Here is a 13,787-nt window from a genome sequence, read left to right as displayed (position 1 = left end):
GCGCAAATTTTTCATCAACAACTTGAAGGTTTCTCATGATAGAAATAAAACACTTAAAAACGATATTGGCACTAAAGCACACAGGCTCTCTTGCCAATGCAGCAAATCAATTGCATCAAACACAATCTGCCCTTTCGCATCAATTCAGTGAATTAGAGCATCGTCTTGGTTATCGAATTTTTGTGCGTAAAAGCCAACCACTGCGTTTCACGCCTCAAGGAGATGTGTTGGTTAAATTAGCCGAAGAAGTATTGCCTATCGTTCGTAGAGCACTCGATACATGTAATGAACCTGGGAGTGTGAGTTTGAATATTGCGATTGAATGCCACAGTTGTATTCAATGGTTAACACCCGCATTACAGCAATATCGCCAGACATGGCCTGAAGTCAATGTCGATTTCCATTCGGGGGTTACGTTTGATCCACAACCTGCATTACTACAACGTGAATTAGATGTCGTGCTAACTTCTGATATTTTAGATGATGCACGTTTACACTACACGCCGCTATTTGACTATGAAGTGAAATTAGTTTTATCGCCCGATCACCCTCTTGCTAACCGCTTACATATTCAACCACAAGATTTAATTGCAGAAACCTTATTTATTTATCCTGTGCAAAGAGAACGTTTTGATGTATGGCGCCATTTTTTACAACCTGCGGGGATCACACCACATTTTAAACATGTCGATAATACGCTGTTGTTAATTCAAATGGTTGCAGCCGGTATGGGAATTGCTGCATTACCTCATTGGGCTGTTGAGAATTTTGAAAAACAAGGATTAGTAGTGACAAAAACATTAGGCGAGGGATTATGGAGCCGATTATATGCTGCTAACCGTCTTGGAGAGCAACATCAACCGGCAATTAGAGAGTTTATTCGCTTATCAGGCCAGCATGCCGTTAATAATCTTCCTTTTGTAAAACAGGTCGGCGTATCCAGCGTCGATGGATCCAAAGTGATGCAACAATCAGGCTCGCGCCTATGATGAAACTTGGCCAATTTGGATGTTGCTGCCAAATAGAAAAATTCACTAATAATCCTGCTGGAACCATCATGTTATTCATAATAGCTAAGGTTCCAGCATCAACTTGTGTGGCACCATAGTTCCACATGAAATACCCTATTCCAGAAGCGCCAATTCCTAACCAGAGTAAAACACCCCATTGTAGTGATGTTGTTGGCATTTTCTGCCAATCGGCAAAACACAATGCACCAACCAATGAAACAACAACAGCACCAAGATAAAACCAAGAAAACGCATGATGTTGTGGAATTGGATGTACTTCCATTAATCGTTTATAACCCACTTGACCAATAGCAAAGAAAATATTAGCAAGTTGCACTAATAACAATCCATACCAAAAATCATCACTTAAATGATCATAGCGAATTATTGCCGCACCTAATACTGCTAATAATGAGCTAAATGCATAACCCCAACGTAATTTCTGACGCTCTAATAAATCATAAATTAACGTAACATAAAGCGGTGTTAATACAGTAAACAGTAAAAATTCTGCGACGGTCAAATAGTTATAAGCATGGAAGACAAACAGATACATAATGCCGAGTTGGCAGGCTCCCACACTCATATAAAGCAAAATCACCTTAAAACGAATTCCCTTCCAACGTAAGAAAGGCAAGAAGACCAAAGCAGCCAAAGAAACGCGGATAAGAACAGAGAGCCAACTATCAACCTGACCCGCGAGATACTCGCCGATCAGGCTAAAAGAGGCTGCCCATAACAGTGTTGTAATAATGAGCAACCACATAATTAACTATCTTTCTCTACTAACAACGCTTCCATTAAATCCAACTCATGTAGCAATAATTGGAGTGTTTCATTACTAATTTTTCGCGTTGCTCTTAAATGGTAAAGTTCACCACGCTCCGCACGTAATGCCGTTAAACGAAAACGTCTTTCGAGATCTTCCTCTAACGCGTTATGGAGCATCTCATCTTGATCCGCAGTACGACGTCGTAAATATCCTGTAACACGAGAAGCAACTTCATTGATTTCTTCCGCATCCAACTGCTCTTCAGTACTTGCAGCTAAGCGCTCTTCCATTTTATTCAGACTGACAATTGCCACTTCTGCCATCACTTTCCGTGCATAGCGAACTTCATTTTTATCTGCTTCTTTATCAGTTGTCTTCACGCCTTTTAATAAGAAAGGAAGTGAAATGATACCCACTAAAATCGACAGTAAAATAACACCAGCAGCAATAAAGATAATTTGATAACGTCCCGGGAAAGTGCTGCCATCAGTTAAAAAGAGTGGAATAGAAAGCGCACCTGCAAGCGTAATGGCACCACGAACACCCGCAAATGACGATAACCACAACTCACGCGTTGTATAATTAGCGAAATCAAGCGGATGCTTTTTCATAAAGATCCGGCTAGTTTTCTTCATTAACCATAACCACGTAAATCGCAGGAGCAGCAGTGCAAAGTAGATAACGAAAACTGCCGCAAACAGCATCCAGACTTCAACTTCTGGGTCAAGATCTGCTTGAATAACAGAGCTAGTCCAAATAATAGGAAGCTGTAAGCCCAGCATGATAAAAACAAGGCCGTTAAAGACAAATTCAAGCATTGACCATACGCTATCAGCACGTAAGCGCATCGCAAGAGGCGCATTCCTGATAACGCCAGATTTACTGATAGTCATACCGGCGGCAACAGCCGCTAAAATACCAGAAAAACCAATATGTTCTGCAATAAGGTAAGAGGCAAAAGGTAGCAACAACATAAAAACGATTTGTGTAGCGGGGTCGTCTCCGCTCCAACGGCTCATCAATCGTAAAGATTTACTGTAAATTAAGGTGACACCAATACCTGCTAATAATCCGCCTATGGCGACTTTGAAAAATTCAAGGGTTGCACCACCCACAGTAAATACCATCGTGCCCATTGCCACAGCAACCGCAAATTTCAAGGCGACCAGACCCGAAGCATCATTCATTAGTGCTTCGCCTTCTAATATGCCCATTATTCGCTTAGGTATTCGCCCTTTACCAACGATGGAAGAGAGTGCGACCGCATCCGTTGGCGAAAGTACTGCCGCCAACGCAAATGCCGAAATAAGAGGGATACTTGGCATCATCCAATAAATCAGATAACCGATACCCACAACGGTCACCATAACTAAAACAAGCACTAGAATAAAAATCTCACGCCCATTTTGAATAAACTCTCGTGTCGGTGTTTTCCAACCATCAACAAAAAGTAAAGGTGGGATCAATAGAACGAGGAATAATTCAGGATCAAAAGTGACATGTAAACCAAACTGAGGCCATGCCAATAAAGCCCCTATCACAATCTGTATTAATGGTAACGGAACACGAAAGGGAATTAATTTTGTGATAACTCCCGAAACTGAAACCACCAGTATTAAAATCAAAATAGTAAAGAAAATTTCCATGTTACCCTTACATGCCTATTTTTATCCTGAAACCAGCCATTTCCCCTTATAAAAGGGAAACCTACCGAACGATAAAGAAACATATTATGTAAAATTCGCGCATCGTACTTTTCTTTATCAATGTATCTATGCTTATTTTAAACAGATCCCACATAGACTCTGTGAGAATATTTAAAAATTAAGATTAATCGTAGCTAACACCGCACATTGTACACAATTTATTGTTCTCTATTTATTAACGGCATTAATTCTAGAAAGCATACGTTTTTATTTCTCTTTTTCAGTCTAAGCAATGTAATAGACCGTATAAAAACGTAAAACGTTAAGTTATTAAATAAAAAATCATAGATAAATAACAATTACGATTAAATTTGAGAGCTAACGCGTAATGCTAATGATTATTCAATTGTTCTTAACATCGACATCATGACAACATCACAATATTTACCTTCTTTAAAAGCAGCTTTACGGCGTACACCTTCAACTTCAAAACCTAGTTTCTTATACAGATGCAAACCTCTTTCGTTGTCTGAATACACTTCTAATTCTAATCGTGTGGCTGCTAACCAGTTGAAAGCATAATCAATTGCTGTCTTAATAAGTAATTTACCAACACCTTTTCCTGAGTATTCAGCGCCAACACCGATACCAAAACTGACAATGTGGCGACGACGAGGATGATTATCGATTATCAGTGCTAAATGCCCCGCGACTTGATCATCAATAGTTGCAACAAAATGAGGAATATTTTGTTCTGAAAATTCAAGTAATCTTTTTTTCCACATCGTGACCGAAGGGTAAGGAAATTGGCAAGTACAAATATATAAATCAGGATGAGTATATAACTGTTGAATTGCGGCTGCGTCGTCTGGCTCACCATGGCGTATTTTTATTTCTTGCATATATTCTACCAAAAATTTAACAACTAGACTTTATTTCGACAATAGCGAATAAAAGTAGATAAATAAATAGCAAAAAGGCGGAATAAAAATATATTCCGCCTTTTGTCTTTAAAACCGATTATTTAAATTAAATTGCCCACTCACCCGCATAAAATGCCACTAAAGCAATAGTAATTAATACAGTACCAATATTGAGTTTACGCCATTCACCTGCAAAGACACGACCAATAACCAAACAGCCGAAACCTAACATAATACCGGTGACAATATTACACGTTAAAACAATAAATACAGCGCACACCATGCCTGACATTGCATCAACAAAATCACTAAAATCTAACTTAGTGACGTTACCTAGCATCAATAAACCCACATACATTAATGCTGGTGCCGTTGCATAAGCGGGAACTAAATAAGAGAGAGGCGATAAGAAAAGGATCAATAAAAATAAAATGCCCACCACTGTTGCGGTTAATCCAGTTTTACCACCAGCGGCTGTTCCTGCAGCAGATTCAACATAAACCGCAGCTGGTGCGGCGCCAATAACGCCCGCAAAAATGCTACTAACAGAGTCAGAAGTCAGCGCTTTTCCGCCATTAATAATTTGCCCGCGTTTATCTAATAAGTTTGCTTGACCTGCAACAGCACGAATAGTCCCGGTTGCATCAAAAATAGCGGTCATTACTAATGCTAATACGCTAGGTAAAACTAAAGGTTGTAATGCTCCTTTAATATCCATTGCGAATAATAAAGAAAGCCCATCTTCACCCAATTGAGGCATTTTAAAAACACCTTGGTATTTCACATTAGGATCGAAAATCAGCCCAATAATCGAAATGGCAACAATCACTAATAATACGCCACCTGGAACTTTGCGTTTTTCTAATCCGAAAATAGCGGCTAATCCTGCAAGTGACATCAGAACAGAAAATGAAGTGAATTTACCCATTGCCACAGGCAAACCATCAAAGGGGTTTTTAACGACAAGCCCAACACTATTGGCGGCAATTAAAAGTAAAAATAAACCTATCCCTATTCCTGCGCCATGAGCAATACCTGTCGGAATATTTTTTAAGATCCAAGTACGAATGCCAGTTAATGAGAATACAGTGAATAAACACCCCATTAAGAATACGGCGCCTAATGCAACAGGCACAGAGATGTTTTGTCCCAAAACCAAGCTAAAAGCGGTAAATGCTGTTAATGAAATAGCACAACCAATCGCCATAGGAAGATTTGCCCACAATCCCATGAGAAGAGAGCCCAATCCCGCGACTAAACAGGTTGCAATAAAAACCGCTGTATGTGGAAAACCAGCTTGTCCTAACATACTAGGAACAACAATCACGGAATACACCATAGCCAGAAATGTCGTCAAACCGGCGATCATTTCTTTGCGAACAGTAGTACCACGAGCTGTAAGTTTAAAATAGCTATCCAGTTTACCTGTGCTTGCTGATTGATTAGCAGACATTACATTCCTCTGACATAAAAACGGTTCACTCTCCAAAAAAACGGAAACGATTACGTATCAATTAAAATAACCTCTTACCGATAAAAATCTTAAGAGGGAGTCAAAAAGCAAACGTTTGGTTTTTTGTGTGGACTGAGTGAGAGAATTTGACGCAAACGATTATCTGGTGATATTAGGGTAAGAATCAAGTGAAAAAATACATTTTTAATAAAAATGTCATAAAAAGATAGTTTAAAGTTAGAAAAACAGAAAAAGAGGAAAGCAGCTGCCTACTTTCCTCATTATTCTACTTTTGTACAATTATCCAATGTCATACTTATCTCACAGTGGAAAACATCTTAGTTAATTGTTTTTATTTAATTTATATTATCTATCACAATAATTAGGTATATCTATCTATTATTAGTAACTTTAATAAGTTACTTAGATAAATAATACCTTCCGTTCCCAATGTGTGGCAATTAATGATATGCAGTATTCATTATTTTTATCTGAAGATAAGTTTATCTTCTACTTCTAACGTTAGATGAATAGATGCCGTTTTAGCAAACAGTTTTCTGTTTTGTATAAGCATTTCTAGATTATTCTTAATAAATTTTAAAATAAGTTCAATTACGAAAGATAATTATAACCATTTATAGAAAACAAGAAGATAAGATCTTAATATTTAGAAATCGAGAAAAGAAAGGCTTCCTCTATCGTCATTCTATCGCTAAATAGAATACGATAGAGAAAAAATCATATTAAGATGGGCTATTATTGAGTGTTTTAACACCGAGATTCCAACGTTCCATCGTTGATACTAAGAATAAACCTGTCATAGCAACCAATAAGAATGGTAGTGAAGATGAAGAAATTTCTGACATCGCGCCAGCCAGCAAAGGCCCTGATAAATTACCAATCCCCCATAACATCGCAGCGGATGCATTTGCGACCATCAGATCATTGCCTGAGAAATATTGTCCAATTTGTACCAACGCAATGGTGTATATCGCACCCGCTGTTGCACCCAATACCAGTAATAAAGGCCAAATCAAAAATGTATGAGACATCGTGATAGGTAATAATAAGCTTGCAAGTAAAGTCACGACACCACAAACTCGATATAACCGCGTTCTATTCATATGATCGGCAAGCCAGCCAAATGGCATTTGCATAATTGCATCACCCGCTAAAATCGCGCTTATCATCATTGCCGCAATAGCTTCAGTATGCCCTACACTTAAGCCATAAATAGGAAACATAGAAAGCACTGTGCCATCAAAAAAAGCAAAGAAAACAATGCCACCACAGATTGCTGGTGCAACTTTAACAAAGCGGATAATAGAAAAATTAGGCTCTTGTGTATCTTTTGGTAATTTATCACCTGTTTTTTGATCCATCATTAAAAACAGGACAATAGAGATAATATGAATAAAGACACTAATTAAAATCGGTGTCTTATCTGCAACGCCATAAAGCGCAATAATTGAAGGCCCTAATAACTGGCTAATCGTAAATACCGTGGTATATACCGCTAAAATCCGCCCACGTTTATTATCTGGTGAAAGCTCATTAATCCACGTTTCTCCTAAACAAATCATCACACCACTGGCAATACCCGTGATTAATCGTAAAGGAAATAGCAACTCTAAAGGCAAACTTCCCATTAAGGGTAATAAACTTATTGCAGAAATAATGGTCGCTAATAGCATAGCAAAGCGTTTACCGATCCATTGCACAATACGCCGAGCAAAGGGGGAAATAATTAACATTCCAATAGCGGGTGCTGCGGAAATAAGCCCAATAATAGATTCATTAATACCCACTAAATTAAGGCGCAGTGCCACCATAGGAATAGTTAATCCGATAACTATCCCGATAACGCCAATACTTACCGTGATAGTGGTTATCGCAAAAACTTCAGATTGGCGATAATTTTGATGTGACATGTTATTTTGTTTCTGCGAATAACAGAAACCTCTGTAATAAAAGGAAGGTGATTAAATAAAATATTGTCGTATATTATAGGGGATAAGAAATAGATAAACATGCTTAAAAAGCAACATTAATTAGAGAAAGATCTCTATTTGACTCTCGATGATCTTTACCTTTCACAATATTCTCACTTTATCGTTATTTATCCTACAACGCTTAAAAAAAGAACGATAGATAAGCACAATATCTAATGCCAATACAATGGTATAAATCACACTCATTAAATTAGCGTAATCATTAAAACTAGAACAGTGATCGTAAGACTATTCACAAAATACAGCAGAAACAGGATCTCATTTTTCCGAATACGGTTAATTAGTGTTATTATCTAATTAGAATAACACTTTTAAACTAACGATATTTTGAATTGGCAATGAACTCACAACCTCCTAAAAAAACGAATGAATACCTTGGTAATAAAGTCAAACAATTAAGACAATCTCGAAATTTATCACTTAATGAGTTATCAAGAAAATCGGGAATATCCAAGGCTGCATTGTCAAAATTAGAATCGGGTGATTCTAATCCTAGAATCGATACCTTAGAGGCTATCGCAATAGCCCTTGGCTTTCCTTTGGGAGATTTATTTAGTTTTACACGTGAAGAATACCCTCGCTTAGAGCGACATAAGCCTATCGTGGGTGATTATGCCCAAGAGTTTAAATTTCGTATTGGCATCGGCAATATTACTGAAATTTGGCATATCGAAATGAAGCATGGCGCGATCATCAATAGCCCTGCTCACGCTGACGGCACCCAAGAGCACATCATGGTCTATTCTGGTAAATTAATGATGCGTTTTGATAACGACGAAACCGTCTTACTAGAAACTGGCGATTTTTATGCTTTCCACGGTAATGTCCCTCACTCGTATATCTGTGTTGAAGGACATTTGCGTGCCTCTGTGATTATGTCTAGCCCAAATCAGCAGCATTATCATCACCGCCCTTAAGCGATATTATTGGCTCTTTCAATTAGTGAGTGAGCCAATAATATAAGGCGATTAATTTAAATAACTTTCCATTTGCTCAAAAACACGTAGATCATCGCTGAATCTCACTTCTTTTACGTCTTCAAGCTTTTCCACCTGACTGACCATTTGCATAAGACGATCATCTTTTTGCACTAATAGCCAGATACGGCTTTTATCGCTGTTTTTCATCGGTAAACACAAAATGCCATCAACGTTAAATGCACGGCGAGCAAATAGCCCACAAATATGGGTCATAACACCGGGATGGTTGCGAACAATCAATTCCAGCGCGATAGGTTGTGATTGGTTTGACATAAATTAAGCTCCTATCATCTCAATATTTGCAGCCCCAGGTGGAACCATTGGAAATACTTTTTCATGGATATCAATCATAACGTGAATTAAACACGGACCGGGTTTTTCAATTGCTGCTTTTAATGCACTCGCAGGATCCGCTTCCTGATTTAAGTCACAGGTATCTAAACCGAAACCTTGTGCAATACGAATAAAATCTGTTTGATAAGGGTAAGCCGCAGCATAAATACGTTCTTCAAAAAACAGCGTTTGTTGTTGGTGAACTAACCCCAATGCCTGATTATTTATCAAAATAATTTTGATATCTAATTGGTGCTCAGCCGCCGTAGCAAATTCTTGAATATTCATCATAATGCTACCATCCCCCGAGAAGCAGAGGATTTTCTTATCTGGTTCGGCTAACGCGGCACCAATCGCAGCCGGTAAACCAAATCCCATCGTACCTAAGCCACCCGATGTTAACCATTGTCGAGGTCGATTTAGCGGATACGCCTGTGCTACCCACATCTGATGTTGTCCAACGTCTGTTGTAATAATGGCATCATCATCAACACAGTTTGCAGCCGCTAAGACAATGCCATAACCACTTAGAATATTCTCAGAGTTTTTCATTTCCAATGGATATTCTTGTTTCAGTGTCGTAACACGCTCGATCCATTCATTACGCTTGTTTGTATTAATCAATGGTAATAACAGTGATAACACTGATTTCGCATCAGCGTGGATCGCAATATCTGGGCGTTTGATTTTGCTAATTTCAGCGCGATCGATATCAACATGAATAATTTTGGCGTTAGGGCAAAACTTCTCTGCTTTACCAATAGCACGATCGTCAAATCGCGCCCCTAATACAATTAGCAGATCCGCTTCTTCTAAAATAAAATTGGTGCTACGCGTCGCATGCATACCTAACATCCCCAAATACAGTGGATGAGAAGGTGGCATTAATCCTAAACCCATTAAGGTCATGGTTGTCGGCAGGTTATTTTTCTCTGCTAATTCAATCGCTTCTTTACATGCTTCAGCGCTAATGATCCCCCCACCTAAATATAAAACAGGATTTTTAGCTTGATTAATCATTTGCGCCGCTTGTATTACTAAATCAGTATTAAATGCGGGAACAGGATCTTTTTGTGGAATAGGTGGTAACGCTTCTAATGTAATTGTGGCTTGCTGAATATCTTTTGGCACGTCAACCCAAACAGGCCCCGGTCTTCCTGACATCGCTAAACGAAACGCATCACAAATAATGTCAGGTAAGTCCGCAATATCGCGTACTAAATAGTTATGTTTCGTGATTGGAATAGACATGCCATAGGTATCAACTTCTTGGAAAGCATCGGTTCCAATCATCGCTGAAGACACCTGACCGGTAATACAAACTAAAGGAATAGAATCCAGTTTAGCATCGGCAATTGCTGTCACTAAATTTGTTGCACCCGGCCCGCTTGATGCAATACAAACAGCAGGTTTACCATTTGCTCGGGCAATACCTTGTGCAATAAAACCAGCACCTTGTTCATGACGAGTTAAGATATGCCGAATAGATTTACTTTGGCTTAAAGCATCATATAACGGAAGTGCTGCACCACCAGGGATCCCTGCAACTGTCGTAATACCTTGCCGTTCCAGTAAATAAACGATTAATTGCGCCCCCGTAAACGTTCTACTTGTTGTGGCGTTTTCTTGTTGATCACCCATTTTTATCTGTCCTTTGTTTTAAGCCGGACTTATATGGGCAGGTAGAAAAGAAAAACCCCGCCCGGTTAGTTCGCCGGCGGGGTTTCGAAACTGTGTTGATTCGGACCCGTTACGGCGCTTTGCCGACGACCACCACCACACGCACGACAACCACAGCCGCGATGTGCGCTGTTAGTCGTAGGCTTTGTAGTAGAGTAGTGATGATCATGGGTTACCTATCAATTAATTTAATGATGTGTTTACGTGTTATCTGTATTTAAAAAAACATAACTTCTACAAATTAACAACCTTTTTTTTCGGTTTATTTTTTATCACCGCTAAAAACGAGAGCTAGATCACTTCTAGTGAAAATCAAAAAATAATCTTGATTGCAGCACAAAAAACCAGATTAATTTCATATTACAGAATAACCAAAAAATTCCTTTCTCAACGTAAACACACCAACTCAATTTTATAAAAACGCAACTTGAACCAAGAGTAATGTTGCCGAAAGGACAAACATAAATATCACCATCGGCATAATAAATTTAAGCCATTTGTTATAGGAGATATCTAACATTTGCAAAGTCGCTAACACCAATCCAGTAGGCGCTAAGAACAACATAATATATTGTCCCCAGTTATATGCTGATACCACCATATAACGAGGAACACCGACTGCATCGGCTAATGGTGCCATAATTGGCATCGCCAAAACCGCAAGGCCTGAAGAGGAAGGAACAATAAAACCTAAACAAATAAAGACAACGAGTTGTGCTAATAAGAATAGGCTCGGTGGCATTCCTGCAACCATATGAGACATAAATTCAAGAATAGTATCAGCAATCTTACCTTGTTCCATCACAAGGTTAACGCCGCGCGCTAAACCAATAATTAATGAAACACCAACTAATTCAGATGCCCCGTGAATAAATCCATCAATGGCTGTTTTTTCTTTTAATCCCGATAGGAAAATTATGATGATTGCGATAGCAAGGAAAAGAGCCGCCATTTGTGGAAACCACCAGCCCATGTCCATAACACCCCAAACCATAATAGGAAAAGCAGCAACAAATAAACAGAGGATCACTTTACGACGCCACGAAAATTCTAATATCTCATTAGGATCGTAATTACTCAAAAAGCGCTGTTTAAAACTTTCGGCATTTTCATAGTTGTAAGAGAAAGTTGGATCTTTTTTGATCTTCTTGCAATACCAATATAAATAAACCAAAACCCCCAACGTACCAATCACCAACCCAATAGTACGAAATCCGATCCCTTCAATAAAACTGATCCCCGAAGCATTTGATGCAATAACAACTGAGAAAGGATTTACCGTCGAGAACCCTGCCCCCATTGAAGAAGCAAGGAAAATAGCCCCAACACACACAATAGCGTCATAACCCAAGATTAAGAATATCGGTACTAATATGGGATAGAAAGCAACCGCTTCTTCTTCAATCCCACAACTTGTCCCGCCTATGGATAATATAATCGTGACCCCAAACACGACTAAAAACTCTTTACCTTTGGTTCGATTCGCGAGTGCTGTTAAGCCCGCATTGAATGCACCGGTTTGATTAACAACCCCGATCAGTCCCCCCAAGACAAGAATGAAAACAATAACATCTGCCCCCTCTATCGTCCCTTTCACCATACTTTCGGTAATATCCATTATTCCTTTAGGTTGCTGTGCTACACGTTCATAGGTTCCAGGTATTGCTATCGGTTTTTTAATTGTCCCATCGGTAAATTTATTAATCTCAATAGAGACATTTAAATCATTCAATGTCGCCTGAGTTGCTGGTAACACTTCATGAGAACCATCTATTTTTGCAACCACTAATGATGGCTCTGCTGAGTTATAACTTAATCGTTGATATTCGCCAGCTGGAATTATCCACGTTAAGCCAACCACAATTACTGTAATGGCAAATAAAATAGTAAATGCGGTCGGAAACGCAAACTTTTTAAGTTTCATAAGCGTCCTCGACTTAAATGAGAGGCTACTCTGCCAATAGAAATAATATCTATTTGGCAGAGTCTATTATTAGAATTAAATTTAAAATAATAATAAGTATGATATTAATCAGAAATAATTGTTGTACCTGTTTTTCCTTCTAAAGCAGATAATGCATTCTCTAAAGAAGTAATAATCGCTTGTACACCTTTTTCACTTTCTTTTAAAAAATTAAGGCAGGCCTCCACTTTAGGTAACATACTTCCTTTAGCAAATTGTCCTTGAGAAATATATTCCTGAGCTTTAGAAAGTGTTAATTTATCTAAATTTATTTGTTCTGGTTTATTAAAATTAATAGCAACTTTATCAACAGCCGTTAATATTAATAAAATATCCGCTTTTAATTCTACAGCTAATTTTGAGCTAGAGTTATCTTTATCAATAACAGCATCAATACCTTCTAATAAATCCCCTTTTCGAATAACAGGAATACCACCGCCACCAACAGTAATCACGACGATATTATGTTCAACTAACTGTTTAATAATTGGTGATTCTACAATTTCTAACGGCTTGGGTGATGGAATAACACGACGATATCCACGCCCCGCATCTTCCATAAAGTGAAAACCATGTTCTTTTTGAATCGCCTCAGCTTGTTGTTGAGTATAAAACGCCCCTATAGGTTTTGTTGGCGATAAAAAAGCGGGATCGTTTTTATCAACAACCACTTGAGTCACAATAGTGGCACAACCATGATTTTTATTGAGATTTCTCGTACATAATTCGTCATTAATAGCCTGTTGTAGATGATAGCCAATATAGCCTTGACTCATAGCACCACATTCAGCAAATGGCATATACGGTGTGCCAATGTTCTGTTGTGATGCATAATCCATAGCTAAATTGATCATCCCAACTTGTGGGCCATTTCCATGACCAATAATGACTTGATAGCCTTTCTCAACCAAATCCACAATGGGCTTTGCGGTTTTTCGTACTATCTGCTTTTGCTCTAGTGGCGTATTTCCTAATGCATTTCCCCCTAAAGCAATAAATACCTTTTTAGGCATTG

Annotated in this window: 12 protein-coding genes; 2 read left to right on the top strand and 10 right to left on the bottom strand. The window is 38.5% G+C overall.

The genetic code is table 11. From position 1 onward, the window contains the following. Positions 1 to 35: 35 nt before the first annotated feature. Positions 36 to 989, top strand: a complete 954-nt coding sequence (metR, locus tag H1225_RS17885; protein WP_109847918.1) for an HTH-type transcriptional regulator MetR — start codon at positions 36 to 38, stop codon at positions 987 to 989. On the opposite strand, the gene H1225_RS17880 is transcribed toward metR, so the two are convergent. The 5 genes from H1225_RS17880 to H1225_RS17860 all read right to left on the bottom strand — a co-directional run bounded on the left by H1225_RS17880 (position 904) and on the right by H1225_RS17860 (position 7,735). Beyond that, entirely contained in the window at positions 904 to 1,776 is an 873-nt protein-coding gene (locus H1225_RS17880; protein ID WP_161671004.1) for a carboxylate/amino acid/amine transporter, read from the bottom strand. The genes metR and H1225_RS17880 overlap by 86 nt on opposite strands. 2 nt (positions 1,777 to 1,778) lie before the next feature. After that, positions 1,779 to 3,428 carry a Na+/H+ antiporter gene (locus H1225_RS17875; RefSeq protein ID WP_072064506.1) on the bottom strand — a complete coding sequence of 550 codons (1,650 nt, stop codon included), beginning with the start codon at positions 3,426 to 3,428 and terminating at the stop codon, positions 1,779 to 1,781. 398 nt (positions 3,429 to 3,826) lie between these two features. Further along, a complete protein-coding gene (locus H1225_RS17870) occupies positions 3,827 to 4,330 on the bottom strand; it encodes a GNAT family N-acetyltransferase (RefSeq protein WP_006535569.1) in 504 nt (167 codons plus the stop codon). A 127-nt stretch (positions 4,331 to 4,457) separates the two neighbouring features. Then, complete coding sequence (locus tag H1225_RS17865; RefSeq protein ID WP_072064508.1) at positions 4,458 to 5,804, bottom strand: NCS2 family permease; 1,347 nt, start codon at positions 5,802 to 5,804, stop codon at positions 4,458 to 4,460. A 743-nt stretch (positions 5,805 to 6,547) separates the two neighbouring features. Beyond that, positions 6,548 to 7,735, bottom strand: a complete 1,188-nt coding sequence (locus H1225_RS17860) for an MFS transporter (protein WP_109847920.1) — start codon at positions 7,733 to 7,735, stop codon at positions 6,548 to 6,550. A gap of 419 nt (positions 7,736 to 8,154) precedes the next feature. Here H1225_RS17860 and H1225_RS17855 point away from each other — a divergent pair, with 419 nt between their 5' ends. Continuing rightward, entirely contained in the window at positions 8,155 to 8,733 is a 579-nt protein-coding gene (locus H1225_RS17855; RefSeq protein ID WP_072064510.1) for a helix-turn-helix domain-containing protein, read from the top strand. A gap of 51 nt (positions 8,734 to 8,784) precedes the next feature. Here H1225_RS17855 and ilvN read toward each other — a convergent pair whose 3' ends face one another. From ilvN to arcC, 5 genes are all read right to left on the bottom strand, one after another. Next, positions 8,785 to 9,069: an acetolactate synthase small subunit gene (ilvN, locus tag H1225_RS17850; RefSeq protein ID WP_006535577.1), complete on the bottom strand. Its 285-nt coding sequence runs from the start codon at positions 9,067 to 9,069 to the stop codon at positions 8,785 to 8,787. 3 nt (positions 9,070 to 9,072) lie between these two features. Beyond that, positions 9,073 to 10,770, bottom strand: a complete 1,698-nt coding sequence (gene ilvB, locus H1225_RS17845; RefSeq protein WP_072064511.1) for an acetolactate synthase large subunit — start codon at positions 10,768 to 10,770, stop codon at positions 9,073 to 9,075. A 109-nt stretch (positions 10,771 to 10,879) separates the two neighbouring features. Continuing rightward, on the bottom strand, positions 10,880 to 10,978 hold the full coding sequence (gene ivbL / locus H1225_RS17840; protein ID WP_071788573.1) for an ilvB operon leader peptide IvbL: 99 nt from the start codon (positions 10,976 to 10,978) through the stop codon (positions 10,880 to 10,882). A gap of 243 nt (positions 10,979 to 11,221) precedes the next feature. After that, positions 11,222 to 12,733, bottom strand: a complete 1,512-nt coding sequence (locus H1225_RS17835) for a YfcC family protein (RefSeq protein ID WP_006535581.1) — start codon at positions 12,731 to 12,733, stop codon at positions 11,222 to 11,224. Positions 12,734 to 12,837: 104 nt separating this feature from the next. Continuing rightward, a complete protein-coding gene (gene arcC, locus H1225_RS17830) occupies positions 12,838 to 13,785 on the bottom strand; it encodes a carbamate kinase (RefSeq protein ID WP_006535582.1) in 948 nt (315 codons plus the stop codon). Positions 13,786 to 13,787: the final 2 nt, after the last annotated feature.

It is taken from the genome of Proteus penneri (genome assembly GCF_022369495.1).
GTDB lineage: Bacteria > Pseudomonadota > Gammaproteobacteria > Enterobacterales > Enterobacteriaceae > Proteus > Proteus penneri.
This window is presented reverse-complemented; position numbering and strand designations above follow the sequence as displayed.

Excerpts from the sequence above, each read along its gene's own strand:
- metR (WP_109847918.1), top strand. The coding sequence starts at position 36 with ATGATAGAAATAAAACACTTAAAAACGATATTGGCACTAAAGCACACA.
- H1225_RS17880 (WP_161671004.1), bottom strand. The coding sequence starts at position 1,776 with ATGTGGTTGCTCATTATTACAACACTGTTATGGGCAGCCTCTTTTAGC.
- H1225_RS17875 (WP_072064506.1), bottom strand. The coding sequence starts at position 3,428 with ATGGAAATTTTCTTTACTATTTTGATTTTAATACTGGTGGTTTCAGTT.
- H1225_RS17870 (WP_006535569.1), bottom strand. The coding sequence starts at position 4,330 with ATGCAAGAAATAAAAATACGCCATGGTGAGCCAGACGACGCAGCCGCA.
- H1225_RS17865 (WP_072064508.1), bottom strand. The coding sequence starts at position 5,804 with ATGTCTGCTAATCAATCAGCAAGCACAGGTAAACTGGATAGCTATTTT.
- H1225_RS17860 (WP_109847920.1), bottom strand. The coding sequence starts at position 7,735 with ATGTCACATCAAAATTATCGCCAATCTGAAGTTTTTGCGATAACCACT.
- H1225_RS17855 (WP_072064510.1), top strand. The coding sequence starts at position 8,155 with ATGAACTCACAACCTCCTAAAAAAACGAATGAATACCTTGGTAATAAA.
- ilvN (WP_006535577.1), bottom strand. The coding sequence starts at position 9,069 with ATGTCAAACCAATCACAACCTATCGCGCTGGAATTGATTGTTCGCAAC.
- ilvB (WP_072064511.1), bottom strand. The coding sequence starts at position 10,770 with ATGGGTGATCAACAAGAAAACGCCACAACAAGTAGAACGTTTACGGGG.
- ivbL (WP_071788573.1), bottom strand. The coding sequence starts at position 10,978 with ATGATCATCACTACTCTACTACAAAGCCTACGACTAACAGCGCACATC.
- H1225_RS17835 (WP_006535581.1), bottom strand. The coding sequence starts at position 12,733 with ATGAAACTTAAAAAGTTTGCGTTTCCGACCGCATTTACTATTTTATTT.
- arcC (WP_006535582.1), bottom strand. The coding sequence starts at position 13,785 with ATGCCTAAAAAGGTATTTATTGCTTTAGGGGGAAATGCATTAGGAAAT.